The sequence below is a fragment of the Pseudarthrobacter sp. NPDC055928 genome (genome assembly GCF_042270935.1).
Taxonomy (GTDB): Bacteria; Actinomycetota; Actinomycetes; order Actinomycetales; family Micrococcaceae; genus Arthrobacter.
The window spans coordinates 1-25,967 of the sequence record NZ_JBHJZH010000028.1 but is presented as its reverse complement, the minus strand read 5'-3'; the positions used below and the strand labels follow the sequence as shown (position 1 = coordinate 25,967).

The window sequence follows — 25,967 nt, the reverse complement described above, 5'->3', positions numbered from 1 at the left end:
GCCAGATGGCGGACGCCGGCCCCTTGGGGATGGACGTGCGGACTAAGCCAGCAGCGAAGGCTTCAGCTGCTGCAGGCGTCCAAGGAGTCCGTTAATGAACGACGGCGACTCGTCGGTTGACAGCGTCTTGGCCAGCGCTACGGCCTCGCTGACAGCCACGCCGTCGGGGACGTCGTCGTTGTACAGCAGTTCCCAGGTGCCGATGCGCAAGATGATGCGGTCCACCGAGGGCATGCGCTCCAGGGTCCAGCCCTGTGAGTAGGTCTCCAGGAACTCGTCGATGGCGGTCTGCTGTGAGACCACGCCTTCAACTATTTCCAGGGTGTACGGGTTGACGATCTGGTCCGTGTTTTCCCGCCGGGCCCGGAGGACATCAAAAGCGGAGACCGAGCGTTGCTCAGCTTCGAAAAGAACGTCCAGCGCCCTGTTACGGGCTTTACCGCGTGCGCTCACTACTCGCTGACCCGGCCGAGGTAGCTGCCGTCGCGGGTGTCGACCTTGACCTTCGTGTTGTTCTCGACGAAGAGCGGAACCTGGATCTCGTAGCCGGTTTCGAGCGTGGCGGGCTTGGTGCCCGCGGAGGAGCGGTCGCCCTGCAGGCCCGGCTCGGTGTAGGTGATTTCCAGGACAACGCTGGGGGGAAGTTCAATGTAGAGCGGGGTGCCCTCGTGGATGGCGATGTTGACCATCTGGTTTTCCAGCATGAAGTTGGTGGCGTCGCCTACCGTTGCTCCGGAAACGGTGATTTGGTCGAAGTCGGAGGTGTCCATGAACACGAAGTCCGCGCCGTCCTGGTACAGGTACTGGTAATCGCGGCGGTCAACCGTGGCGGTCTCGATCTTGAGGCCGGCGTTGAAGGTCTTGTCCACAACCTTGCCGGACATCACGTTGCGCATCTTGGTCCGAACGAACGCACCACCCTTGCCAGGCTTGACGTGCTGGAATTCGATGATGTTCCAGAGCTGGCCCTCAAGCTTGAGGACCGTTCCGTTCTTGATGTCGTTAGTGGTTGCCACTGATTTCCTCTGGTTTCTATCTGCCTGGGCGGTCAGACGTATCTATGCCGGCCAGCATGCCAATCGGCCCGCCAGCGCGTGTTTGTCAAAAATCCAAGAACCATTCTACCGGTAAATCCGGCGCGGCTTCGGTCAGGGACGTCCGGGCCGCTGGCGGGCTACTCTCAGCAGGCCAGTTCGAGTACGTCGCGGGCCCGCTGGAGTGCCACGGTGGAAGAGTAGATCAGGGCGGCGTCGGCCGACTGGGCAACCCGCAGGTCCAGTGCCCGGGCGAATGACTCAACAGCGGCGGAGGTCTGGCCGGCCGTGTACTGCGTTTTGCCGAGGAACTGCAGGACCAAAGCCTCACGGGGCGTTCCCTGGACCTCGGCGAGCAGCTGCCGGAACAGCTCCACGGCCCGGTCCAGGCGGTTGGAGACCCGCAGGACCTCGGCTTCGAAAGCCCTCAACCTGAACGATTCAGGATCCCTGAAGCGGGCTTCAGCCAACAGTTCGGCCGCTTCCGGGCCATGGCCTTCCACCAGCAGCACAAAAATGTGGTCGGCGGGGTCGGTGGACACTGCCAAGGCATCCCGGCAGACGTCCTCGTTCACGATCTCCGGCAGCAGGGATTCCGGGTTGATGCGAATCCCGGGGAAGCCGGCCTCCGGCCAGTCGCTGGTGCCTTCAAGGTCGCCCTGCATCAGGAAGCAATTTCCTGGTAGGCGGCGAACAGCAGAGAGGTGTCCGGGACATCGAGGATGCCAGGCTTGGCCACGCCGTCAAGGACAACGAAGCGCAGGAGGTCTCCGCGTGACTTCTTGTCCCTGCGCATGCCATCCAGGAGGCCCTGCCACCGGTCCCGGCGGTAGGTGACGGGCAGGCCGAGTGTCTCGAGGATGCTGCGGTGGCGGTCGGCGTCGGCGTCGCTGAGGCGACCTACGCTGCGGGCCAGCTCAGCGGCGAACATCATGCCGACCGACACTGCCGCGCCGTGGCGCCACGAGTAGCGCTCCACGAGTTCGATGGCGTGGCCCAGGGTGTGGCCGTAGTTGAGGATTTCGCGCAGCCCGGATTCCTTCAGGTCCTCCGAAACAACCTTTGCCTTGACAGCGATGGCCCGCTCAATAAGTTCCCGCAGCACGGCGGACTGCGGATCCACCACCGCTTCAGGATCTTTCTCCACGAGGTCCAGGATGGCCGGATCCGCGATGAAACCGCATTTGACCACCTCCGCCATGCCGGAAACCAGCTCGTTTCGCGGCAGCGTGTTCAGGGTGTCCAGATCCACCAGCACCCCTGCGGGCGGATGGAAGGCGCCCACCAGGTTTTTGCCCTCTGCCGTGTTGATGCCGGTTTTACCCCCTACGGAGGCGTCCACCATTCCCAGCAGGCTGGTGGGCATGTGGATGACTTTGACACCCCTGAGCCACGTGGCGGCCACAAAGCCGGCGAGGTCAGTCACGGCGCCTCCGCCCACGGCGACGATGGCATCAGAGCGGGTGAAGTCGTTCTGGCCCAGCACCTGCCAGCAGAAAGCCGCCACCTGGATGTGCTTGCCTTCCTCGGCATCCGGGATCTCTGCGGTCAGCGAGGTGAACCCGGCGGCGGCGAGTTCGTCCCGCACGGTGTCACCCGTGAGCCGCAGCGCCCGGGGGTGGATGACCAACACACGCCGGACCCGCTCACCCAGGAGTTCCGGAAGACTGCCGAGCAGGCCCCGGCCGACCACGACGTCGTAGTTCTGGGCAGCCGATTCTCCGGTGACCTTGATAACTGTTGATTCGACGCTCACTTTTCAACTTCCTGTTTGGCAGCTGCGAATTCCCGCAGCGCAACTTCGAGCCGGCGCCCGATTTCGGCGATGGAGCCCTCACGGACGTCCAGGACCACGTCTGCCAGCCGTTCGTAGACCGGCTTCCTGGCGGCGAACATCGAGATCCACTTTCCCATGGCATCGCCGGCGAGCAAGGGACGGCCGGAATTGCGGGCAATGCGGCTGGCCACGGTCTCCGCGTCACATTCCAGGTAGACCACGGTGCAGCTTCCCAGCAGCTGCTGGGTTCCGGAATCCAGGACGGCGCCGCCCCCCAGCGAGATCACTGTTGCGGTGCCGGAGGCCTGTTCCACGACGCTGGCCACGGTCCGGGCTTCGATTTCCCGGAAGGCGCGCTCGCCCCGTCCGGCAAAGATGTCGGCGATAGACCCATGGTTGCCCACGATCACGACGTCGGTGTCCACAAACGGCGCCCCCAGCTGCTGCGCCAGTTGGTAGCCGATGGCGGACTTTCCGACAGCCATGGGGCCGATCAGGACAATGGGTCTGGGGTCCGCCTCATGTGGTTTGCTGCGGTGGGGCACTAGTGGCCGATCGAGTCCAGGGACGCCGGAATGTTGTCCAGGTAACCCTTGATGTTGCGCTTCGTCTCGGCCACGGAATCGCCGCCAAACTTTTCGGTGACGGCCTCGGCAAGGACCAGTGCCACCATGGCTTCGGCCACAACGCCAGCGGCGGGCACGGCACAGACGTCCGAGCGCTGGTGGTGTGCCTTGGCAGCCTCGCCGGTGCTGACGTCGATGGTCTTCAGGGCACGGGGAACCGTGGCAATGGGCTTCATCGCCGCACGGACGCGCAGCACGTCGCCGATGCTCATGCCGCCTTCGATGCCGCCAGCACGGTTGGATGTGCGGATGATCTTGCCGTCTGCGTCCTTGACGATCTCGTCATGGGCAGCGGAGCCTCGGCGTGCTGCCGTGAGGAAACCGTCGCCGACTTCCACGCCTTTGATGGCCTGGATACCCATGAGGGCAGCGGCCAGCCGGGAGTCGAGCCGACGGTCCCAGTGGACGTAGCTGCCGAGCCCCGGCGGCAGGCCGTAGGCGAGTACCTCAACCACGCCGCCGAGGGTTTCGCCTTCCTTGTGCGCCGCATCGACTTCGGCAACCATGGCGTCTGAGGTCTCGCGGTCGAAGCAGCGCAGCGGGTCAGCGTCCAGGGCGATGACGTTGGCGGGTACGGGCAGCGGCCGGCCTTCGGGCACGGTCACACTGGCGATGGAAACGGTGTGGCTAACGAGCTCGATGCCGAGGTGCTTGAGGAACTGGGCAGCGACCGTGCCCATGGCAACGCGCGTGGCCGTTTCACGGGCGCTGGCACGTTCAAGCACGGGCCGCGCCTCGTCGAATCCGTACTTCTGCATGCCGGTGAAGTCGGCATGTCCGGGACGCGGGCGGGTGAGCGGGGCGTTGCGTGCCTGGTCGGCGAGTACATCCGGGTCTACGGGATCAGCGGACATGATCTGCTCCCATTTGGGCCATTCCGTGTTCCCCACCTGGATGGCGACCGGTCCGCCCTGGGTCAGGCCGTGCCGGACGCCGCCGAGGATGGTTACAACGTCCTGTTCAAACTTCATGCGTGCGCCACGGCCATAGCCGAGGCGGCGGCGAGCCAATGAATCAGCGATCTGCCCGCTGGTGAGTTCCACACCGGCGGGGACGCCTTCAATAATTCCCATCAGAGCCGGACCATGGGATTCACCGGCTGTCAACCAACGCAACATAATTTCCATCCTGCCATGTATGGCGCTCAGAACGCCCGTCGGGGGAGTCCGACTGCGTCACACATCACATCTATGACAGCTGCGTTAACTTCGTCCCCGAGCCGGGAAAAAAGCCGCACCTGTTCCACTGCCTGGTAGAGCAGCATCTCGAGCCCGGGGACTACCGAACCGCCGCCGGCCTGCCACGCCGAGGCAATCAGGCTTGGCCACGGATCGTAGGCCACGTCCAGCAGGACGCCGGTGGTCCGTGCACCGCTGGCGGCCAGTTCGCCGGCAAGTCCATCCGCCGCGCGGGGCGGCAATGTTGAAATAACGACGTCGGCAGCAGCCGCAGGCCCCGCGGCATCGGATAGGAGCCGCACGGCGAGGTCCATGCCGACGCCGGCTGCCGCAGCACGTGCCTCCTGCACCCTGGAGGCGTCACGGACGAACAGCTGCACCGAGCCGGAGCCCAGTTGCTTCAGGGCTGCCACGGCGGCGGCCGCGGTGCCGCCTCCGCCGAGGATCACCGCCGAGGGTGCCGGCTGGGCACCCGCATTTCGGACGGCGTTAACAATTCCGGCGACATCCGTGTTGTAGGCGACACGGCGGACGCTGCCACCTGCCTCTTCGAACGCAACGGTGTTGACCACCCCCAGGATTTTCCCGATGCCGCGGACTTCGTCAACTTCCTGCAGTATTGCCGTCTTCAACGGCATGGTCACGGAAAGTCCGCGCCACCCCTCCTGCGACCTGATCTCCTGCATGAAGCCAGGCAGCGTGCGCTCTGTGAGGTCCACGGCCGTGTAGCTGATGTCGATGCCCAGCTTTGCGTATGCCGCGGTGTGCAGGGCCGGTGACTTCGAGTGGCTGATCGGGTGACCCAGGACGGCAGCCCGCAGGCTCATGCGCAGCGGCCTACGTGGGCTTCACACCAGGTGTTGTACTGGTCCACGTACACGTTGTGCTCCGCCAGGGTCTTGGAGAACTTGGTCTCCTTGGTGTCCAGGTTGATGGTCACCCAGTACAGGTAGTCATTGGCCTTGGGCTTCGCAGCCGCATCAATGGCCGTCTTGCCGGGCGAGCCGATGGGTCCCGGCGGCAGACCGGGGTTGGCGTAGGTGTTGTACGGGTTGGACTTGTCCTGGCGTTCTTCATCCGTGAAGTTGAAGCTCTTCGTGCCCAAGCCGTAGGTCACGGCCGAGTCGACCTGGAGGTACCCGTTGGTCTGGTCGTTGGGCTTGAGCCGGTTGTAGATGGCACCTGCGACGTCCCTGTACTCGGCCTGGCCGCCCTCCGCCTGAACGATGCTGGCGACGATCACGGCCTCGTATTGCTTGGCGGGATCTGTAATGCCCTGCGCCACGAGTTCGTCCACCGTGGTCTTTACCAGGGACTGCAGGATGTCCTTGACCGGCGTGCCCAGCGGGAAGCGATACTCGCCGGGAGCGAGGAAGCCCTCAAGGTTCTTGGCGTTGGCCGGCAGGCCGAACTCCGCCGGTTTGTTGCTCAGGGCGGTCAGCTGTTCCAAGGGGACGCCGGATCCCTCAGAGATGGCCTGCAGCGATTCGCCGATCCTCAGACCGGCGCTCAAGGCAAAGTAGATGACCTTGCTCTTGTCCTGGCCCAACAGGACATTGACGGCGTCTGCGTTTTTCATCTCCATTTTGAAGGTGTAGTCGCCCGGGGACAGGGTTCCGCCCGAGGCCATGAAGGCCTGAAGGAAGGTGTCCGCGTTGGCCACCACCTTTTCGCTTTCCAGCTTGCTGGCCATGGACCGGGTACCTTCTCCAGGTTCCACGGACACCACAACCTCGCCAGTGCCGGGACCGGGGAAATCGCTGGGTTTGTCGGTTCCGAGCAGCGGCTTGAGGAACTGGGCCCCCACAGCCACCGCGGTCACAAACACAGCCAGCGTCAGGAACAGCGCGAGGAGGCGGCGCCGGCGCCGCACTTTCTTGGAAGGACGGGGCACTACTGCAACTGCCGAAGCGCCGCCGAGCAGGCCGGCGTCGTGATGGTCATCCGGATGGTAATGCCCGTCGTGGTGAGCCTCGGTGTGGTGAGCGTTCTCATAATGCGCGTCCTCATAGTGCGCGTCCTCATAGTGCACAGCCTCATGGTGGCCGTCGTCGTAGTGGTCGGTGTGGTCAGCGCCGACGTAGCTGTGGTCTGTGTGGTGCTGGCCATCCACGTGGTGGGCGGCACCAACGTAGTGCTCTTGGGCGACGTGAAGCCCATGATGGGCGTCCGCGGACGGTATTTCTTCATGCAGTTCCCCTGCCGGCGCCGGCTCCCCCTGCTGGATAGCCGGCGGGGTGTCGGGCGCTGCCGGAACGAGGGGTGTGCCCTCGGGTTCGGCTGGAATGACTGGCGCCGCTTTTGTCTCGGGCGCTGCAGCAGGCACGGAACTGGAAGCCGGCGGCTCGTCCGGCACGGCCGGGACCGCTGGAGGGGCTGCAGGTTCGGGCGGGACCGGGGCGGCGTTGTGGCCATTGCCCCCGTCAAGGTAGTCGAACCCGGTTTCGTAGGCCTGCTCCGGAACAACATTGTTGCTTTCCGTGTGCAGGGACTTCTCCAGCGCGCGGAGTTCCTTGCGGGTCAGCTGCCTGGCCGCACCGTCGCTGGTGGTGCCGGGGGTGTCATCAATGTTGGCCGGGCTCACAGTAGCCTTCCGTTTTCTGAAGATCGAGTCTTGTCCTCCGGGACCGCAGGCATACTCGCTGCCCCGTCCCCGGATAGCCCCGGACGGCCTGCCGCATTCACGCGGCTGCCGACGTCCGTCCCCCTGGCTTTTTGCATGTCGATGGCGTGCTGGAGAATTCCGGCCGCCGCAACCTGATCCACCACTTTACGGTGGTTGCGGCTGCTCATGCCAGCTTCGTGCAGGTTGCGGTGGGCCGTCACGCTGCTCAGGCGTTCGTCCACGAGGCACACGGGGACGTCCAGACCACGGCTTTCCAGCTCACCGGCCAGCAGCTCCGCGTAGTCCGTCGCCATCCGCGCGGAGGCGTGCTCCTCCCCCTTCATGGTGCGGGGAAGCCCCACAATGACCTGGACAGCCCCGAGTTCCTCAACGAGCGCCGCAATGACGCGGACATCCGAGTTCTTCTTCGGGTTACGGTCCAACGTCTTGTAGGGCGTTGCCAGGATGCCGTCGCGGTCACAGAGAGCCACGCCGACGCGGACGGTGCCCACGTCCACCCCCAGTTTGATGCCCTGGGGGTAGGCGCGGGATTCTGCAGGACTGGTCATGGAGTGCTTATCGCCGGGAAATCGCGTCCACAACGGCCGCAAGTGCCGGTGCAACCTGGCTCGCGTCCGTGCCGCCGCCCTGGGCCACATCGTCTTTGCCGCCGCCGCCGCCACCCAGGATCCCGGCAGCAAGACGGACCAGGGCGCCCGCCTTAACCCCTGCCTCGCGGGCTGCTTCATTGGTGGCCACCAGGATCATGGGCCGGCCGTTGGTGACACCGGCAACAGCCACCGTGGACGCGGCGGAGCCAAGGCGGTTCCGCAGGTCCAGGGCCAGGCCGCGGAGGTCGTCCGCGCCGCTGACCTCGCCGGCGTCGTGGGCGATGACGCTGACGCCGGCGGCATCCTTCGCGGTTCCGGCAATCTGGCCGGCGGCGGCCGCGAGCTGTTCCTTGCGGAGCCGTTCCAGTTCCTTTTCGGCATTCTTGAGCTTCGCCAGGGTCACCGCGATCCGGTCTGCCAGCTGGCCGGACGGGACTTTCAGCATCTCGGTCAATTCCGTCACCAGCGCGCGCTCGGCGGCCAAGTGACGGAAGGCGTCCATGCCCACAAAAGCTTCGACGCGGCGGTTTCCTGAACCGACTGACTGCTCGCCCAGCAACGACAGGCTGCCGATCAGGGACGTGTTGGAGACGTGCGTGCCGCCGCAGAGTTCACGGGACCACGCGCCGTCGATCTCCACCACGCGGACTTCGCTGCCGTAATTCTCGCCAAACAGTGCCATGGCGCCCAGCGCTTTGGCCTCTGCGAGCCCCATGACCTTGGTCTCTACCCGGAAGTTGTTGCGGATGGCCAGGTTTGAGACTTCCTCGATTTCCGAGCGCGTGGCGGTGCTGAGGCCCTCTCCCCAGGCGAAGTCAAAGCGCAGGTAGCCGGCCTTGTTGTAGGAACCGCGCTGGGTGGCTTCCGGGCCCAGGATCTGGTGCAGTGCAGCGTGGACAATGTGGGTGCCAGTGTGGGCCTGTTCCGCGGCGTGGCGCCGTTCCCGGTCGACGGCGGCGCGCACCAGGGCGTCGGAGGGGATCTCGCCTTCGCGGACGATCGCCTTATGGACGCTGAGTCCCTTCAGCGGACGCTGGACATCCAGGACCTCGACGACGAACCCGTCACCGGTGATCAGGCCCGTATCGGCGGCCTGGCCGCCAGCCTCGGCGTAGAACGGGGTCTCGGCGAGGACAAGCTCGATCTCATCCCCGGTAGAGGCCTGTGCCACTGCCCGGCCGCCGCTGAGGATGCCGCGTACGCGGGACTCGCCGTCGAGGTCGGTGTAGCCGGTGAAGACGGTCTCACCCTGGGCCAGGAGTTCCTGGAAGGCGCTGACGTCGGCGTGACCGCCTTTCTTGCCCTTGGCGTCGGCCTGGGCGCGCTGACGCTGTTCCAGCATCAGCCTGCGGAATTCAGCCTCATCAACCCGGAGCCCAGCCTCTTCCGCCATTTCCAAGGTGAGGTCGATGGGGAAGCCATAGGTGTCGTGGAGCGCGAAGGCATCGGCACCGGACAGCGGCTTGCCGGCGGCCTTCGAGACGGTCACGGCGTCCTCGAGCCGGGCGGTGCCGGATGCGATGGTGCGGAGGAAGGCTTTCTCCTCGGCGTAGGCGATCCTGCTGATCCGGGCGAAGTCCGTTTCCACCACGGGATAGACACCCTTCATGGCGTCGCGTGAGGCCGGCAGGAGGTCCGGAAGGCAGGCCTTTTCGACGCCGAGCAGGCGCATGGACCGGACGGCACGGCGGATGAGGCGGCGCAGCACGTAGCCGCGGCCTTCATTCGATGGCGTCACGCCGTCGGCGATCAGCATCAGGGCTGAGCGGATGTGGTCACCCACAACGCGCATCCGGACGTCATCGGTGTGGTGCGGATCGTCGTCGGACTCGGCGGAAGTGTATTGCCGCCCGGAAAGCTCCGCTGCCTTGTCGATGACCGGACGGACCTGGTCGGTCTCGTACATGTTCTCGACGCCCTGCAGGATCATGGCAAGGCGTTCCATGCCCAGGCCGGTGTCGATGTTCTTCTTGGGCAGTTCACCCACGATGTCGAAGTCGTCCTTCGAACGGACGTTGTCGATCTGGTACTGCATAAATACCAGGTTCCAGATTTCGACGTAGCGGTTCTCGTCGGCGATCGGTCCGCCGTCGACGCCGTAGGCGGGGCCACGGTCGTAGTAGATCTCGGAGCAGGGGCCTGCGGGGCCGGGCTGCCCGGTGTGCCAGTAGTTGTCAGCCTTGCCCATGCGCTGGATGCGGTCAGCGGGGACGCCGGTGTTCTTGAGCCACAGGTCCTTGGCTTCGTCGTCCTCTTCGTAGACGGTCACCCACAGCAGTTCGGGCGGGAGGCCGTAGCCGCCGTCGGCCACGCTGGTGGTGAGCAGCTCCCAGGCGAACTTGATGGCGTCTTCCTTGAAGTAGTCGCCGAAGGAGAAGTTGCCGCACATCTGGAAGAAGGTGCCGTGGCGTGCGGTTTTTCCCACTTCCTCGATGTCACCGGTGCGGATGCACTTCTGCACGCTCGTGGCACGGGCGTAGGGTGCTTCCTCCCGGGCCGTCAGGTACGGGATGAACGGGACCATGCCGGCCACCGTGAACAGCAGGGAGGGGTCGCTGGAGACCAGGGAGGCCGAAGGCACGGCGGTGTGGCCTTTGCTGACGAAAAAGTCGATCCAGCGCTTTGTGATCTCCTGCGACTTCATGAGCTGTCTACATACCCTTCTTGGTTCACGCATTCTGCTGCGTGACAGTTTTGATTCAGTGGGCAGCCCGGCATACGGGACTGCTGATTAAATTCTCCGCCGGTTCCGGAGCGTCAGCGCCGGACCAGTTCCTGGGACTCGACGCCGAGCGCGGCGCGGAGGTCGGTCTCACGCTCGCGCATTCCGGCCCTCACGGCGTCCGCGAAATCGTAGACGCCGTCGGCCAGCCGGCCCACGGCGCGGTTCAGGCCAACCGGGCCCAGGTTGGCCTGGGCTTCGGTCACTTTGCGGAAGGCGATGACTCCGATAGCTACGCCGATTCCCATCCAGACAAGTCTTTTCATCAGTTTCTCCGGTGGCTTAGCGGCTGCGACGGCCGGCAGCGGGCTTCTTGCGGTTGGCAAAGGCGGAGCGCACACCGTAGCTGAATGCGGCCACCTTGATCAGCGGCGAACCGACGGTTGCCGCCATCAGGGACGACAGCGCGGAGAGGTTGGCGGAGGCGTCGGAAACGTTGGAGGCAATGCCATCCACCTTCTTCAGCTGCTGGTTGGTGGTGGATACCGTGGCCGTCACTTCGTCCATCAGCGGAGTGGCGCCGTCGGTGATAGCACGGATGGATGTGCGCACTTCGTCAAAAACCCGCCCCAGCTTCAGGATGGGCACCGCGAGCAGCAGCACCAGGAGTGCGAACACCCCGGCAGCGATCAGGCCGGCAATATCGCCACCAGACATAGACGTTCATCTCCTCAAAAGCTGTGTGGATCTTCTCCATCTGCCCGCGCACTTGCCGTGCGATCCGCAGATGTCCCCCAAGTACCTTACATACAAAGAAGCCCGCGGCGCTTGCCACGGGCTTCTTTGGATACGCTGCTGGGATTTAGCGTGCGTAGAATTCGACGACGAGCTGCTCTTCGCAGGTCACGGGGACCTCGGAGCGCTTCGGGCGGCGGACCAGGCGTGCCTGCAGGGCGTCAAGCTTGACGTCCAGGTAGGCCGGAACCTGGGGCAGGACGTCGCGGTGTGCGCCGGCTGCTGCAACCTGGAGCGGAACCATGGTTTCGCTGCGGCTGTGGACGTGGACCAGCTGGCCTTCGCCAACGCGGAACGACGGACGGTCAACGCGGACGCCGTCAACCATGATGTGGCGGTGCACAACGAGCTGGCGGGCCTGGGCGATGGTGCGGGCGAAGCCTGCACGCAGCACGAGGGCGTCAAGACGCATTTCGAGCAGTTCGATCAGGTTTTCACCGGTCAGGCCCTTGGTGCGGCGGGCTTCTTCGAAGGCGCGGGTCATCTGGGCTTCGCGGATGCCGTACTGGGCGCGCAGGCGCTGCTTTTCGCGCAGACGTACGGCGTAGTCGGAGTCCTGCTTCTTGCGGGCACGGCCATGCTCACCGGGGCCGTAAGGGCGGCGCTCCATGTACTTGGCGGCCTTGGGGGTCAGAGCGATGCCGAGTGCACGCGAAAGGCGTGCGGTACGGCGAGCACGAGTGTTGTTAGCCACTTGTGTCCTTCCAATATCTGCGGTGTGTCAGTGTTACTGGCCTCCACGATGGAGAGCATCGGCCAACCGCTGCCTTTTGCTACTGGGCACAGGGCTACCCCAACAAATCAGCATAAACACTGAAATTAGCGGGGATGTGCGTCCGTGCCTTGCCAGACAACGATCAATCTTACCAGCATTCGCTATCTTTGCCCTACTTTCCCCACCTGTCCCGATCAAACGCGGCAGTCAGCTGCCCCGGATGATCTTGCGCAGCCGTTCGAGCCTGATCGCGATGTCACGTTCCGCGCCGTTGGCCGTGGGCAGGTAGTAATCCCGCCCCACGAGGTCGTCCGGCGGGTACTGCTGGGTTGCTACCGAGTGCGGGGCGTCGTGGGCGTACTTGTACCCCAGTCCGTGGCCCAGTTGTTTCGAGCCCGGATAGTGGGCGTCGCGCAGGTGCGCCGGAATCCCGTTCCCCAGCCCGGCACGCACATCGGCCACCGCCTTGTTCAGGCCCATGTAGGCCGCGTTGGACTTCGGAGCCGTCGCCAGGTGCACCACGGCTTCGGCCAGCACGATCCTGCCTTCCGGCATGCCGATCAGCTGCACCGCCTGGGCCGCAGCCACGGCGGTTTGCAAGGCGGTGGGATCCGCCATGCCGACGTCTTCGGCAGCCGATATCACGATCCGCCGGGCCACGAACCGGGGGTCTTCTCCCGCTTCCAGCATCCGCGCCAGGTAGTGCAGGGCTGCGTCCACGTCGGAACCCCGAACGGACTTGATAAAGGCACTGGCGACGTCGTAGTGCTGGTCGCCGGCGCGGTCGTAGCGCACCGCTGCCACGTCCAGTGCCCGTTCTGTGTGCTTCAGCTCAACGGTCACGGGACCGTCGCCGGTGTCGTCGGCATCGCCAAACGCCACGCCTGCGGCGGCCTCAAGGGCGGTCAGGGCGCGCCGGGCATCGCCTCCGGAGAGCCGGACCAGGTGGGCCAGTGCCTCATCGCTGAGTTCGACCTTCGCGTTCAGTCCGCGGGCGTCGGTGACTGCCCGCTGGATCAGTCCTTCGACGTCGTCGTCGGTGAGCGGTTTCAGGGTCAGCAGCAAAGACCTGGACAGGAGCGGTGAAACAACTGAGAAGGAGGGATTTTCCGTGGTGGCCGCCACCAGGACCACCCAGCGGTTTTCCACGCCGGGAAGCAGCGCATCCTGTTGCGCCTTGTTGAACCGGTGGATCTCATCCAGGAACAGCACGGTGGTGGTTTTGTACAGGTCGCGGGCGGTCAGGGCCTCATCCATCACGCGCCTGACGTCCCTGACCCCCGCCGTGATGGCGGACAGCTCCACGAACTTCCGCCCGCGCCCCTTGGCGATCACGTGGGCAAGCGTGGTCTTTCCCGTCCCAGGAGGTCCCCAGAGGATGACCGACGCCGGCCCGGCAGGCCCGCCCGCGTCTGCGCCGGCGGCCAACTGGCGCAGGGGCGAGCCCTGTCCCAGCAGGTGCTGCTGGCCCACCACGTCGTCCAGGGTCCGTGGGCGCATCCTGACTGCCAGCGGGCTGCGGGGCCGGCCGCTGTTGTCCGTGCCGGTGCCGGCGGCGGCTGGCGCACCATTGCCGCCGTCGTCGTCGTTGCCTGGCCCTTGGGCGAAGAGATCATCCACATAGATAGGCTACTCATAGTTCAACGCACCGTTCCGCCAGTTCTTCGTCCGCCCAAATTCGCCAGCCCAAAGGGGTCCCATGAGTGCACACGCCGACAGCGCCGGCCGGGCCGGTTCGGTCCGGACGGCCTTTGTGCCCGGCGCCCGCCTCTCCGGTTGGCTGGAGCGCTTCAGCGCCGCCCACGGCGGCTTCCGGCCCAGTGATGACGACGACGGCGTGCGGCTTCTTACGGCGGACGGCACCACGGCGCTGCTGCAGCCGCCCTGGCCCGCGGACGGCCGGCCGGGGCGGGGCGCCGATGCGTTGGAGCGGCTGGCCTCCATCGCCTCCCAGCCGCGTCGACTGGGTCTTCTCCTGGTCCGGCGGGGAGGCTACGGCGTCGCTGTGGCCAGCGAAGGAGTCATTGTGGCGTCCAAAGCGGGCACGAGGTACGTGCAGTCCCGGACGGCGGCGGGCGGCCAGTCGCAGCAGAGGTTTGCACGACGCCGTTCCAACCAGGCGGACGAACTGGTCCAGGCTGTTGCGGGGCAGGCCCGGCAGGTGTTCAGCGGGCAATCGTTCGAATACGTCGTTCCCGGGGGTGACCGCACCCTGGTTGACCTGGTGCTGGAAGAGCCGGTCCTGAAGGACTACGCCAAGCTGCCCCGGCTGGCCTACCTCGACGTGCCCGACCCCCGTGCCGCCGTCCTGAAAAAGGCGGCGGCGGATGCCTGTGCAGTCCGGATCCAGGTCACCGACCCGGCGTCGTAGCACCCACTCCCCTTCGAATTCAGCAGCCGGTCAGGTGCCGTTTGGGCCGTTCCTGCCGGTAGTTGTAGCGGCCGGCCTCCTGGAACCCGGCCTTCGCGTAAAGTTCCTGCGCCCCGCGGTTCGCGGCGGTGACCAGCAGCCAGTAGCCGTTCAGCCCTTGTGACGCTCCGTATCCGGCTAAGGCTTGGAGAACCCGGGTGCCATAGCCGCGGCGCCGCACATCGGACCGCGTGGCCATGCAGTACAGGCCGCCCCAGTCGCCCGGCCCGCCTTCTGGGCCCGGAGGAACGGCAAGCCTTCCGACGGCGGCGGGGATCCCGGCGTCGTCCCTCACCAGTGCGTACAGGGCCGGGCAGCCCTCAAGAATGGCACGGGCGGTGGCAAGGGCCTCATCGCCGCCCCTGCCGTCAACACTCCACCAGAGCCGCAGCCATTCCGCGGAAGGCTCCGCCGTTATTTCGACGCCGGCATCGGGCCCTGGCTCGTTCCCGCCGGCATCCCGCACCATGATCACGGTTTCAGACTGCCGTGTGAAGCCTTCCGCATCGAGGAAGGCATTCAGTGCCTCGTTGCGCGTGGTATCGACGATTTGGAAGATTACCGGCAGCCGCCGGCCACGGTACCAAGCCCGGGCCTGCCGGAGCAGGGCAGGGTTGTCGTGCGGGCTTCCGTCCGGCGCGCGGCGGGGCCAAATTGAGTTGGCGCGCTGGGTCACGCCAGCTGCGGCGCGCAGAACCCACCCGCCAGCCTCTCCCCGGTCGGGCGCCAACCAGGCTGCGTCCATGACACGTTCAAGGTCCGGCAGGGCAGTATCGGCCACGGTACTCCTTCGTCAACGGCAGGAGGCTCCCCGGTTGTCCGGAGAGCCTCCTGTTCAGATGTGAGCTTTAGCCTACTTGGCGTCCGGTTCAGCCTTCTTGGCTTCCGGCTTGAAGTCGACGCCGGCTTCCTTGCGCTGCTGCGGCGTGATCGGCGCGGGCGCCTGGGTCAGCGGGTCGTAGCCGTTGCCGGTCTTCGGGAAGGCAATGACGTCGCGGATGGACTCAACACCTGCCAGCAGTGCCACTACGCGGTCCCAGCCGAAGGCGATGCCGCCGTGCGGAGGGGCACCAAACTTGAAGCCCTCAAGCAGGAACCCGAACTTGGTCTGGGCGTCTGCCTTGTCCAGCCCCATCAGCTCGAAGACGCGCTCCTGGACATCGCGCTCGTGGATACGGATGGAGCCGCCCCCAATTTCGTTGCCGTTGCACACGATGTCGTAGGCGTAGGAGAGTGCAGATTCCGGGTCCTGGTCGAACGTTTCCAGGAACTCGGGCTTGGGCGAGGTGAAGGCATGGTGGACAGCCGTCCACTTGCCGGCACCAACGGCCACGTCCCCGGAAGCCACGGCTGCGGCGGCCGGTTCGAACATCGGCGCGTCAACCACCCAGCAGAAGGCCCAGGCGTTGGGGTCGATCAGGCCGGTGCGGTGGCCGATCTCCACGCGGGCAGCACCCAGGAGGGCGCGGGCCGCTGATTTCTCGCCAGCGGCGAAGAAGATGCAGTCGCCGGGCTTGGCGCCCACTGCATCGGCCAAGCCAGCACGCTCGGTGTCGGTCAGGTTCTTGGCGACCGGGCCGGCCAGTTCGCCGTCTTCCTTGAAGAGCACGTAAGCCAGGCCCTTGTGTCCGCGTTGCTTGGCGAATTCCTGCCAGCCGTCCAGGGTGCGGCGCGGCTGCGAGGCACCTCCGGGCATCACCACGGCGCCGACGTACGGAGCCTTGAAGACACCGAAGTTGGTGTCCTTGAAGAATTCGGTGAGTTCGGTCAGCTCCACGCCGAAGCGGAGATCGGGCTTATCCGAGCCGTAGCGCGCCATCGCGTCCGCATAGGTGATGCGCTGGATGGGGGTGGGGATCTCGACGTCGATCAGCTTCCACAGTGCCTTGACGATGTTTTCGCCCAGGGCGATGATGTCGTCCTGGTCCACGAAGCTGGCCTCGATGTCCAGCTGGGTGAATTCCGGCTGGCGGTCCGCGCGGAAGTCCTCGTCGCGGTAGCAACGAGCGATCTGGTAGTACTTCTCAAAGCCGCCCACCTGCAGGAGCTGCTTGAAAAGCTGCGGGGACTGCGGCAGGGCGTACCAGGAACCCGGTGCCAGTCGTGCGGGAACCACAAAGTCACGGGCGCCTTCCGGCGTCGAGCGTGTCAGCGTGGGTGTTTCGATCTCGACGTAACCGTCCTGGTGGAGCAGTTCCCGGGCCACCCGGTTCGCTTCGGACCGCAGCCGCAGGTTGCGTGCGGGGCCGGGGCGGCGAAGGTCAAGGTAGCGGTGCTTCAGGCGGGCTTCCTCACCCACCTCAACGTGCTCATCAATCTGGAACGGCAACGGATCTGACGTGTTAAGGATGACTACCTTGTCCGCCATGACCTCGATCTCGCCGGTAGCCAGCGCCGGGTTCTCATTGCCCTCGGGCCGCTTGGAGACGGTGCCGGTGATCTGAAGGACGTACTCGTTGCGCAGACCGTGGAAGACCTCTTCCTCACGGACCACAACCTGCGCCACACCGGAGGCATCGCGCAGGTCCACGAATGCGACACCACCGTGGTCACGACGGCGGCCCACCCAGCCGGCCAGGGTTACGGTTTGTCCAATGTGCTCGGAGCGAAGGGATCCGAGGTCATGTGTGCGCAGCACAGCACGCCTTTCTGAAAGAGACAGCAGGAACTTTAGGGAAGTTGCATAGGATCGTTCCGGGAACAATCCCGTTTGAGTTTACCCGTTGGAAAGGCTTCGCCTCCCCCATGACCAGGCACCAGCAACTTCAGCGGAGGCTTGGCGTGTTCGACGCCACCTCGATCGGCCTCGGCTCCATGCTGGGCGCGGGCGTCTTCGTGGCCTTCGCCCCTGCCGCCGGACTCGCCGGACGCTTCCTGGTGGTCTCTGTCCTCCTTGCGGGTGCCGTGGCGTACTGCAACGCGGTCGCCTCGGCAGAACTCGCAGCCAGGTACCCAGCCAGTGGCGGAACCTACGTCTACGGCCGAAAGCGGCTGGGTGCGTGGCCGGGCTTTGTGGCGGGCTGGGGTTTCGTCACCGGAAAGACCGCGTCGTGCGCGGCCATGGCACTGACATTCGGGAACTATGTTGCGCCACAGTACGCCGTTCCGGTCGCGGTTGCCGCGGTAGTGGCGCTGACAGGCGTCAACCTGCTGGGCATTACCCGCACTGCCCTCCTGACCAGGATCCTCTTGGCCGTTGTCCTGGCCACGCTGGTATTTGTCGCCGCTGCCAGCATCGTTGGCCCCCACCCGGGCGTTCAGGCGGCCGACGGCGGTGCTGCCGCCGGCGTCGGGGGCATTCTGCCCGCAGCAGGCCTGATGTTTTTCGCCTTCGCGGGGTACGCGCGCATCGCCACCCTGGGTGAAGAGGTCAAGGATCCCGCGAGGACGATTCCCCGCGCCATCCTGGCCGCCCTCGCTGCCGCCTTCGGCATCTACTTTGTCCTGGCGCTGCTGCTGCTGAACCACTTGTCCCCCGCCGGCCTTGCCGCAACGGCCACGCCGCTGCTGGAGGCGGTACGGAATTCGGCTCTGGGCGCCGGCGCGCCGCTCGTGCAGGCAGGCGCGGCCGCCGCCTGCCTCGGCGCACTCCTGGCGCTGATCACCGGGGTGGGCCGGACCGCGTTGGCGATGGCCCGGGAACGTGACCTGCCCGGCGCCCTGGCGCACGTCGGCGGGAAACATACGGTGCCGTTCGTGGCCGAACTGGCAGTGGCCGCCGTCGTCATTGTCCTGCTGCTCACCACGGACGTCATGACGGTAGTGGGATTCTCCAGCTTTGGCGTCCTGATCTATTACGCGGTCACCAATGCGGCCGCCTACACGCTGCCCGAACACCCTGCACACGGCCCCCGGTGGCTTAATGTCACTGGGTTCCTCGGCTGCCTGCTCCTGGCGTTCACACTTCCGGCCGCCTCGGTGCTGGGCATGGTTGGCGTCCTGGCCGCCGGAGCAGCCGGGCGGTTCCTGGTGCTCCGGCTGCGACGTTAGCGCCGCAGCGGCATGTAAGTTGCGCCGTCGTGGGGCACTTTGGGCAGTCTCACCCTGGAAACAGGCGTGGCGAACCCTTGTGAAGTACCCCACGAAGTGTCGCGTTGGGCCCGGGACGAGCCTGGGGTCAGGCCGGCTGGGCGGATGCCTGGAGGGCAGTAGTGACCTGGACGGACAGGTCTTCGTCGGACGGTGACCAGCTGGCGGGATCGGCGTCCACCTGCACACCGGTTCGGATGTCCTTGACCTGGTGCTTACCGTGCTCGTCGGTGAACCATACAAACGGAATGCCGCGGCGGTCCGCGAACTTGATCTGCTTGCCGAACTTTTCGGCCTTCGCCGCCACCTCGGTGGCAACCCCCCGGCCGCGGAGCTGTGCCGCGACGTCCTGGGCGGCGCCCCAGCTGTCGTCATCAGTCAGCGCAACGAGCACGGCCGTAGGAACAGAGCGGGAAGCCTTCGCCAAGTCCTGGCTGAGGATGCGCGAGACCAGACGGGTTACCCCAATGGAAAGGCCGACGCCGGGGAACTTGCGGTTGCCTTTGGACGCCAGTGCATCGTAACGGCCGCCGGAGCAGATGGAACCAAGCTGCTCATGGCCCACCAGGACGGTCTCCACGACAGTGCCGGTGTAATAGTCCAGGCCGCGGGCGATGCTGAGGTCCGCGATCACCTTGCCCGGGGCGCGCTGCACCGCTGCCTCAATGACCTGCTCCAGCTCGTTCAGGCCTTCCTCCAGGAGTTCGTTGCTGACGCCGAGGGCGCGGACCCGTGCCGCGAACGATGTGTCTTCCGTGCGGATCGCGGCGAGCTGGAGAGCTGCCTGCGCCTGCTCTTCCGAGGCTCCGAGTTCGGTCTTCAGCAGTTCCGCAACCTTGGCCGGGCCGATCTTTTCCAACTTGTCGATGCTGCGCAGGACCCCTGCAGTGTCATCCAGGCCAATGCCGCGGTAGAAACCTTCGGCCAGTTTGCGGTTATTGATACGCAGGCGGAAATCCGGGATAGGCAAGGCACTGAGGGCCTCGGCGATCACCAGGGCGATCTCCACGTCGTAGCGGAACGGCAGTTCGCCGTCGCCCACCACGTCGATGTCAGCCTGGGTGAATTCGCGGGCGCGGCCCTCCTGCGGACGCTCTCCGCGCCACACTTTCTGAATCTGGTAGCGGCGGAACGGGAAGGCAAGGTAGCCGGCGTTCTCTACGACGTAGCGGGCGAAGGGCACCGTCAGGTCGAAGTGCAGGGCCAGGGCGTGCGGATCATGCCTGCCGGCCTTGGACTCCTCGCCCTCGTCATCCTGGAGGCGGCTAAGCCCATACACCTCTTTGTCGATTTCGCCCTTGCGCAGCAGCTGGCCAACCGTTTCGACGGCGCGGGTCTCGATGGAGGCGAACCCGTGCAGCTCAAAAACCTTGCGGAGGGTGTCCAGCACATGCAACTCCACCAGCCGCTCCTCGGGAAGCCACTCGGGGAATCCGGACAGGGAGGCGGTGCGTGCCATGGTGGAATATCTCCTCTGGATGAAGGGTGCCTGGGACTTTGCCGGCATTCCACCCGAAACGGGGCGGGAACGGCGGTTGTCCGGCAACTCATGCATAAACTATGTGCGGCAGTCAGTTTATGCGTCATCCGCCTGCATCTCTAATGTGCGGGTGAGCGCAGTAAATGCTGTCAAGGAACTGCAGGCGCACCGGAACCACCAGGCACGCCGCAGCGGCGACTATCAGGAGGACCATTGGCGGCCAGTTCACGCAGCGCCCGCGAGGCCAAACGGCGCATCCAGCAGATGGAAGCCAAGCGCGAGCTGCGGCGGGAGCAGGAGCAAAGGCGCAAACGGGACAATATTATTGCCGCCGGTGCCGGTGCTGCCGCCGTTATCCTCGCCGTCGTGCTCCAACTCACTGCCTTTGCCGGAAACCCCACGGAAGAGGAATATGCTGCGGCCCAGGCCGGGCTCACCAGCCCTTCCGCCTCCCCCACACCGTCCGCACCGCCCACTAACGGTCCCAACATTCCGGCGGCGGACACCGCTGCCGGCAAAGTTTTTACCGGGGAAATGACGCTCAACGGGAACGTGCTCGGCATCGAAATCGACGGTACCAAGGCGCCCCAGGCTGCCGCCGTCTTCAAAACGCTCACGGACGAGGGTTTTTACAACGGCAGCGCCTGCCACCGCCTGACCACCGCTGACTCGTTCGGCCTCCTCCAGTGCGGCGGCGCCTCCGCCTCGGCCGACCCGGACTACACCTGGGGTCCCCTCGAGAACACTCCGCCGGACAACACCTACCCCGCCGGCACGATCGCTGTGGCCCGCTCCGGCGACAACGCGTACGGAAACGGCAAGCAGTTCTTCGTTGTCTACAAAGACACGGTGATTCCCCCCGACTCGGCCGGGGGCTATACGGTGGTGGGCAAGGTGACCTCCGGAATGGACGCAGTGAACGCCATTGCCGCCGCGGGAATCACTCCCGGTTCCAGCGCCACAGACGGCGCACCTGTGCAACCAGTCACGATAGACTCGGTTTCTCTGAAGTAGGAAGCCAGGCCTTCACGGCCACGGTGCAGTACGTGAGTATTTCCCTCCAAGCGAAAGACTTTTAGCGGTGACAGACAGTCAGAAATCCGACGAAACAGCAGCAGACCTGACCGAGGAAACGGCCCCCGTGGCTGAACCGGCAGTGGCTGACCAAGCAACGGCCGAGGAGTCCGCGGTCCTGGAGCCCGGCAACGGGACGGCATCGGTTGAAGATACACCGACCGACGATGCCGTTTCGGAAGGTGCGCCGTCCGAACCTGCGCCCTCCGATGGTGCACAGTCCGGCGACGCCGTTGCAGAGGAGGCCCCCGCAACTGCTGAGGAATCTTCTGAAACCGATGCCCCGGCCGGTTCCGGTGAGGAGACAGCCTCCGAGGCCGGTGCCCCCGCCGCTGCTGCCGAGGCCGCAACCCCGGCCGATGCCGCTTCCGGGGTATCGCCTCGGCCGGCCGCCGCACCGCGTCCTGCGCCGTCACCGGCCGCTTTCGCGTCCCGTCCCAAGCCGGCGGCCGCCGCTCCTGCTGCGGCACCCGCGCCCGTAGTACCCGCAACGTCTCTGGCCGAGGCTTCGCGCTGGGGCCGCGTCGAAGGCGACGGCCACGTTTTCCTGACCATCGACGGCGAGGAGCATGCAGTCGGGCAGTACCCCGGTGTCAGCAACGACGAAGCCCTGGCGTACTTCGCCCGCAAGTTCGATGACATCCTGGCCCAGATCGTACTGCTGGAACAGCGGGTAAGTTCCAAAGCACCGAGCACCGACATGCAAAAGACGGTCACACACCTGCGCGAACAGCTGGCCGAGCGGAACATGGTGGGCGACATCCGTGCCGCTGAGACCCGCCTCGACAAGCTTTCCCAACAGGTCAAGGAGCTTGAGAAGACCGAGAAGGCCGAGCACGACGCCGTTCGCACCGCGGAGCTGGCCGCCCGCGAAGCGATCGTTGCCGAAGCCGAAAGCATCTCCGGCCAGGACCCTTCCCAAATCCAGTGGAAGACCTCCAGCGCCCGCATGAACGAGCTGTTCGAAAGCTGGAAGACAGCCCAAAAGAGCGGCGTACGCTTGGGCCGCAGCAACGAGGACGCCCTCTGGAAGCGCTTCCGCGCGGCGCGGACCGTCTTCGACCGCCACCGCCGGGCCTACTTCTCCCAGCTGGACAGCAACAACTCGGCGGCAAAGACGGCCAAGGAGAAGCTGATTGCAGAGGCCGAGGCCCTGTCCACCTCCACCGACTGGGGCTATGCGGCGGGTGAATACCGCCGGCTGATGGACGACTGGAAAGCCTCGCCGCGCGCCAGCCGAAAGGATGACGACGCCCTGTGGGCACGCTTCCGCGCGGCCCAGGACGTCTTCTTCACCAACCGGCAGGCCGCCAACGAAGAGATCGACCAGGAATACGCGGCCAACCTCACCGTGAAGGAAGCACTCCTCGTTGAAGCCAACGCAATCCTTCCGGTAAAAGACCTTGCCGCCGCCAAGAAGGCACTCCAGTCCGTCCGCGACCGGTGGGAAGAGGCCGGTAAGGTTCCGCGCGCCGACATGGGCCGCATTGAAGCCGGCCTCCGCAAGGTGGAGGACGCCGTCCGCCACGCGGAAGAGGAAAACTGGCAGCGGTCCAACCCCGAGACCAAAGCGCGCACCAACAGCGCGCTGTCCCAGCTGGAAGCCGCCATCGCAGGTCTGCAGGATGACCTCGCCAAGGCGGAGAAGGCCGGCGACCAGCGCAAGATCAAGGCCGCCAAGGAAGCCCTTGACGCACGGCAGGCATGGCTGGACCAGATCCAGCGCTCGGCCAGCGAACTCTCCTAGGCGGGGGCCCTTCAGGGGCGTCACGGCTGGACACGCAGGTCCGGTTCTGGTTATCCACATAACCGGAGCCGGGCCTGTACTCGTTGGCGGGCAACCCGGCAGGATGGCTGAATGGCCACTCCGTCCCCTTCGCCCGCCGTTGCGGCAACTGCGCCTGCACCTGCTCTCCCCCGGTTCCCCGAACTGTACTCACCGGGTATCCCCTTCACGTGGCCGGAACTTCAGGCGATGGCCGGTGATGGGGTGCTCAGCCAGTTCCATCAGCATGGCTATGCCCTCCCAGGCGTTGCCCCATCGCCGCAGATGAGGGCACGGGCGGCGGCAAACAGCGTGCCTGCAGCCATCAGACAACGCGTGGTCGCCGGACGGATGACCGCAGCCTGGATCTACGGGTGCGCCGGCGAACCTGACCGGTTGGCCCTGCTCGTGGATGCCAAGCGTCGCATCTCCAGCCTGCGAAACACCCGAGGGTGCACGCTGCACGAAGTCAGGCTGGGGCCATGCGATGTGGTCAGCCTGGGTGGCCTGATGATCTCCAGTCCGCTCCGCACGGCTCTGGATATCGCCTTGCACGTGGACGCCCAGCGGGCACTTCCAGTGTTGGAGGCGCTGCTGTCCAGGCCACAGAACGACGTCCGGCTACGCCTGCTGGTCCTGGCCATCGAGTCCACGCCGCGCGTGCCCCACAAGCGCTCTGCCCTGGAGAAACTCGCCCGCCTAGCTCCGGCGCTTGTTGCCGGTAGTCCGGTAGACGTCAAAGACGCCGTCGATCCGCCGGACAGCGCTGAGGACGTGGCTAAGGTACTTGGGATCGCCCATCTCGAAGGCGAACCGTGAAATGGCTACCCGATCCGTGGAGGTATGTACGCTCGCGGCCAGAATGTTCACATGGTTCTCGGAAAGGACCCGGGTGACATCAGACAGCAGCGATTTACGGTCCAGCGCTTCGACCTGGATCTCCACCAGGAACACACTCGACTGCGTGGGTGCCCAGTCGACATCCACAATCCTGTCTGGTTGGTCCTTCAGGTCCGAGATGTTGGTGCAGTCGGTGCGGTGTACGGACACGCCGGAGCCGCGCGTGACGAATCCGAGGATCGGGTCCGGGGGTACGGGGGTGCAGCAGCGCGCCAACTTCACCCAGACGTCGCCAACGCCGCGCACTACCACGCCGGAATCAGAGAAGCGGGTCTTGGCAACCTGGGTGGGGATGCTGACTTCGGTGATGTCGTCGTCGGTGCTTTCGCTTCCGCCGAGGCTCTCCACGAGCTTTTCCATCACCGATTGCGCTGACGTGTGACCGTCTCCAACGCCGGCATAGAGGCCGGAGATGTCCACGTACTTGAAGTCTTCCGCCACCGCGGCCAGCGCCTCGTGCGTCATCAGGCGCTGCAGCGGCAGGTTTTGCTTGCGCATAGCGCGGGTCAGGAGTTCCTTGCCGCGGTCGATCGCCTCTTCGCGGCGTTCCTTGCTGAACCACTGGCGGATCTTGTTCCGTGCACGGGCGCTCTTGACGAAATGCTGCCAGTCCTGGCTGGGGCCGGCTCCTTCGGCCTTCGAGGTGAAGATCTCCACCCAGTCGCCGTGGTTCAGTTCACTGTTGAGCGGGACCAGCTTGCCGTTGACGCGGGCACCGATGGTCCGGTGTCCCACCTCGGTGTGGACGGCGTAGGCAAAGTCAACCGGAGTGGATCCGGCCGGCAGTGCCATCACCTCACCCTTGGGCGTGAAAACAAACACTTCACGGGCGTTGATCTCGAACCGGAGCGAATCCAGGAACTCCCCGGGATCGGAAGTCTCCTGCTGCCAGTCCACCAGCGACCGCAGCCAGCCCATGTCACCGTCGCGAGGGCTGCCCGGGCCGGTGGCCGTACGGTTGGGCTGGTCCTTGTACTTCCAGTGTGCGGCCACGCCGTATTCTGCGCGGCGGTGCATCTCGTGGGTCCGGATCTGGATCTCCACCGGCTTGCCGCCAGGCCCAATCACCGTAGTGTGCAGGGACTGGTACATATTGAACTTCGGCATCGCTATGTAGTCCTTGAACCGCCCCGGCAGCGGGTTCCAGCGCGCATGCATGGTCCCCAGCGCCGCATAACAGTCCCGCACGGAGTCCACCAGCACGCGGACACCCATCAGGTCATTGATGTCATCGAAGTCTTTGTCCCGGACCACCATCTTTTGGTAGATCGAGTAATAATGCTTCGGCCGGCCGGTAATCGTGGCCTTGATCCTGGCGGCCCGGAGGTCCTCGGTGATCTGGTCGCGAATGACGCCCAGGCTCTTCTCGCGCTCCGGGGTGCGGTCTCCCACCATCCGGACGATTTCCTCATAGACCTTCGGGTAGAGGGCCGCGAAGGACAGGTCCTCCAGTTCCCATTTGATGGTGTTCATGCCCAGGCGGTGGGCAAGGGGTGCGAAGATCTCCAGGGTTTCGCGCGCTTTCCGGGCGGAGGATTCAGCGGAGACAAAGCGCCATGTGCGGGCGTTGTGAAGCCTGTCCGCCAGTTTGATCATCAGGACGCGGATGTCCTTGGCCATGGCCACAACCATTTTGCGAACGGTCTCTGACTGGGCCGCTTCGCCGAAGCTGACCTTGTCCAGCTTGGTGACGCCGTCAACGAGCATGGCAACCTCGGGCCCGAAGTCCCTCTTCAGGTCCGCCAGCGTGTAGGGAGTGTCTTCCACGGTGTCGTGGAGCAGCGCAGCGGCCAGCGTGGTTCCACTGAGGCCCAGCTCGGCCAGAATGGTGGCCACGGCAACGGGGTGGGTGATGTACGGGTCACCGCTTTTGCGTTTCTGCCCGCGGTGGCTTCGCTCGGCGACGTCGAAGGCCCGCTGGATGAGGTCGAAGTCCTCTTTTGGGTTATTGGCCCGGACGGTCCTGAGCAACGGTTCGAGGATGGGTGAATAGGTGGCGCCGCCGCGACCGGTGAGCCGTGCCAGGCGCGAACGCGTGCGTTCGCGCCTTCCAGGAAACGTGGGCCGGGCCCCCGAGTTGTCGACGGGGACGGCCTGTCCTGGGCGTGCGGCAGGGACCAGCCCGGTTTGCGGTCCGCGGCCCGGACCGTTATCTCCGTCTGCCGTTGGCGCCGACGCCGAACGTTCTTCCAATGAAGCACCCCTCACGACCCGTTTAATTACCCCAGTCTATTCCCCGATCAGCACACATATGTAACCGGCGATTAAATGCGAAGGGGCCGGCCGGCATCAGTCTCCTGATGCCC

At 65.4% G+C, this 25,967-nt stretch carries 23 protein-coding genes; 5 read left to right on the top strand and 18 right to left on the bottom strand.

Features of this window, described 5'->3' with window-relative positions; all coding sequences use genetic code 11:
• Positions 1–42: 42 nt before the first annotated feature.
• The 14 genes from nusB to ACFC25_RS21715 all read right to left on the bottom strand — a co-directional run bounded on the left by nusB (position 43) and on the right by ACFC25_RS21715 (position 13,623).
• Entirely contained in the window at positions 43–453 is a 411-nt protein-coding gene (gene nusB / locus ACFC25_RS21780) for a transcription antitermination factor NusB (RefSeq protein ID WP_337348592.1), read from the bottom strand.
• The gene (gene efp, locus ACFC25_RS21775; protein WP_337348593.1) at positions 453–1,016 is read right to left on the bottom strand and encodes an elongation factor P; all 564 of its coding nucleotides are present in this window, start codon (positions 1,014–1,016) and stop codon (positions 453–455) included. The genes nusB and efp overlap by 1 nt, the downstream gene beginning before the upstream one ends.
• A 164-nt stretch (positions 1,017–1,180) precedes the next feature.
• Entirely contained in the window at positions 1,181–1,699 is a 519-nt protein-coding gene (locus tag ACFC25_RS21770) for a tetratricopeptide repeat protein (RefSeq protein ID WP_337348594.1), read from the bottom strand.
• On the bottom strand, positions 1,699–2,790 hold the full coding sequence (aroB, locus tag ACFC25_RS21765; RefSeq protein WP_337348595.1) for a 3-dehydroquinate synthase: 1,092 nt from the start codon (positions 2,788–2,790) through the stop codon (positions 1,699–1,701). The genes ACFC25_RS21770 and aroB overlap by 1 nt, the downstream gene beginning before the upstream one ends.
• Positions 2,787–3,296 carry a shikimate kinase gene (locus tag ACFC25_RS21760; RefSeq protein WP_376049025.1) on the bottom strand — a complete coding sequence of 170 codons (510 nt, stop codon included), beginning with the start codon at positions 3,294–3,296 and terminating at the stop codon, positions 2,787–2,789. Before ACFC25_RS21760 ends, aroB begins: the two co-directional genes overlap by 4 nt.
• Before the next feature lie 59 nt (positions 3,297–3,355).
• Positions 3,356–4,555, bottom strand: coding sequence for a chorismate synthase (aroC, locus tag ACFC25_RS21755; RefSeq protein WP_337348596.1), 1,200 nt, complete (start codon positions 4,553–4,555; stop codon positions 3,356–3,358).
• A 26-nt stretch (positions 4,556–4,581) separates the two neighbouring features.
• Complete coding sequence (locus ACFC25_RS21750) at positions 4,582–5,442, bottom strand: shikimate dehydrogenase (protein ID WP_376049020.1); 861 nt, start codon at positions 5,440–5,442, stop codon at positions 4,582–4,584.
• Positions 5,439–7,199 carry an endolytic transglycosylase MltG gene (gene mltG / locus ACFC25_RS21745; protein ID WP_376049017.1) on the bottom strand — a complete coding sequence of 587 codons (1,761 nt, stop codon included), beginning with the start codon at positions 7,197–7,199 and terminating at the stop codon, positions 5,439–5,441. The genes ACFC25_RS21750 and mltG overlap by 4 nt, the downstream gene beginning before the upstream one ends.
• Positions 7,196–7,789 carry a Holliday junction resolvase RuvX gene (ruvX, locus tag ACFC25_RS21740; RefSeq protein WP_376049014.1) on the bottom strand — a complete coding sequence of 198 codons (594 nt, stop codon included), beginning with the start codon at positions 7,787–7,789 and terminating at the stop codon, positions 7,196–7,198. The genes mltG and ruvX overlap by 4 nt, the downstream gene beginning before the upstream one ends.
• A 7-nt stretch (positions 7,790–7,796) precedes the next feature.
• Positions 7,797–10,475: an alanine--tRNA ligase gene (gene alaS, locus ACFC25_RS21735; protein WP_376049011.1), complete on the bottom strand. Its 2,679-nt coding sequence runs from the start codon at positions 10,473–10,475 to the stop codon at positions 7,797–7,799.
• Positions 10,476–10,588: 113 nt separating this feature from the next.
• Positions 10,589–10,819, bottom strand: a complete 231-nt coding sequence (locus ACFC25_RS21730; protein WP_207307738.1) for a hypothetical protein — start codon at positions 10,817–10,819, stop codon at positions 10,589–10,591.
• Positions 10,820–10,835: 16 nt separating this feature from the next.
• A complete protein-coding gene (locus ACFC25_RS21725) occupies positions 10,836–11,210 on the bottom strand; it encodes a DUF948 domain-containing protein (protein ID WP_376049008.1) in 375 nt (124 codons plus the stop codon).
• 145 nt (positions 11,211–11,355) lie between these two features.
• Positions 11,356–11,982 carry a 30S ribosomal protein S4 gene (gene rpsD, locus ACFC25_RS21720; protein WP_066291666.1) on the bottom strand — a complete coding sequence of 209 codons (627 nt, stop codon included), beginning with the start codon at positions 11,980–11,982 and terminating at the stop codon, positions 11,356–11,358.
• A 228-nt stretch (positions 11,983–12,210) separates the two neighbouring features.
• Complete coding sequence (locus ACFC25_RS21715; protein WP_376049005.1) at positions 12,211–13,623, bottom strand: replication-associated recombination protein A; 1,413 nt, start codon at positions 13,621–13,623, stop codon at positions 12,211–12,213.
• A gap of 79 nt (positions 13,624–13,702) precedes the next feature.
• Here ACFC25_RS21715 and ACFC25_RS21710 point away from each other — a divergent pair, with 79 nt between their 5' ends.
• Complete coding sequence (locus ACFC25_RS21710) at positions 13,703–14,374, top strand: acVLRF1 family peptidyl-tRNA hydrolase (RefSeq protein ID WP_337351169.1); 672 nt, start codon at positions 13,703–13,705, stop codon at positions 14,372–14,374.
• Between the two features lie 19 nt (positions 14,375–14,393).
• Here the strand turns inward: ACFC25_RS21710 and ACFC25_RS21705 are convergent, their stop codons facing one another.
• Both ACFC25_RS21705 and aspS read right to left on the bottom strand, forming a co-directional pair.
• Positions 14,394–15,194, bottom strand: a complete 801-nt coding sequence (locus ACFC25_RS21705) for a GNAT family N-acetyltransferase (protein WP_376049002.1) — start codon at positions 15,192–15,194, stop codon at positions 14,394–14,396.
• Positions 15,195–15,266: 72 nt separating this feature from the next.
• On the bottom strand, positions 15,267–17,051 hold the full coding sequence (gene aspS, locus ACFC25_RS21700; protein WP_337351167.1) for an aspartate--tRNA ligase: 1,785 nt from the start codon (positions 17,049–17,051) through the stop codon (positions 15,267–15,269).
• Positions 17,052–17,158: 107 nt separating this feature from the next.
• Between aspS and ACFC25_RS21695 the strand changes: the two genes are divergently transcribed.
• Positions 17,159–18,403 carry an APC family permease gene (locus tag ACFC25_RS21695; RefSeq protein WP_337348605.1) on the top strand — a complete coding sequence of 415 codons (1,245 nt, stop codon included), beginning with the start codon at positions 17,159–17,161 and terminating at the stop codon, positions 18,401–18,403.
• A gap of 127 nt (positions 18,404–18,530) precedes the next feature.
• Here ACFC25_RS21695 and hisS read toward each other — a convergent pair whose 3' ends face one another.
• Complete coding sequence (gene hisS / locus ACFC25_RS21690) at positions 18,531–19,901, bottom strand: histidine--tRNA ligase (protein ID WP_337351165.1); 1,371 nt, start codon at positions 19,899–19,901, stop codon at positions 18,531–18,533.
• 234 nt (positions 19,902–20,135) lie between these two features.
• Here hisS and ACFC25_RS21685 point away from each other — a divergent pair, with 234 nt between their 5' ends.
• From ACFC25_RS21685 to ACFC25_RS21675, 3 genes are all read left to right on the top strand, one after another.
• On the top strand, positions 20,136–20,936 hold the full coding sequence (locus ACFC25_RS21685) for a peptidylprolyl isomerase (protein WP_376048997.1): 801 nt from the start codon (positions 20,136–20,138) through the stop codon (positions 20,934–20,936).
• 67 nt (positions 20,937–21,003) lie between these two features.
• Complete coding sequence (locus ACFC25_RS21680) at positions 21,004–22,743, top strand: DUF349 domain-containing protein (RefSeq protein ID WP_376048994.1); 1,740 nt, start codon at positions 21,004–21,006, stop codon at positions 22,741–22,743.
• Between the two features lie 111 nt (positions 22,744–22,854).
• Positions 22,855–23,580: a hypothetical protein gene (locus ACFC25_RS21675; RefSeq protein ID WP_376048991.1), complete on the top strand. Its 726-nt coding sequence runs from the start codon at positions 22,855–22,857 to the stop codon at positions 23,578–23,580.
• On the opposite strand, the gene ACFC25_RS21670 is transcribed toward ACFC25_RS21675, so the two are convergent.
• Positions 23,461–25,854 (bottom strand): bifunctional (p)ppGpp synthetase/guanosine-3',5'-bis(diphosphate) 3'-pyrophosphohydrolase, encoded by a 2,394-nt coding sequence (locus ACFC25_RS21670; protein WP_337348610.1) that lies wholly within the window; start codon positions 25,852–25,854, stop codon positions 23,461–23,463. The two genes, ACFC25_RS21675 and ACFC25_RS21670, sit on opposite strands and share 120 nt — an antisense overlap.
• Between the last annotated feature and the right edge of the window lie 113 nt (positions 25,855–25,967).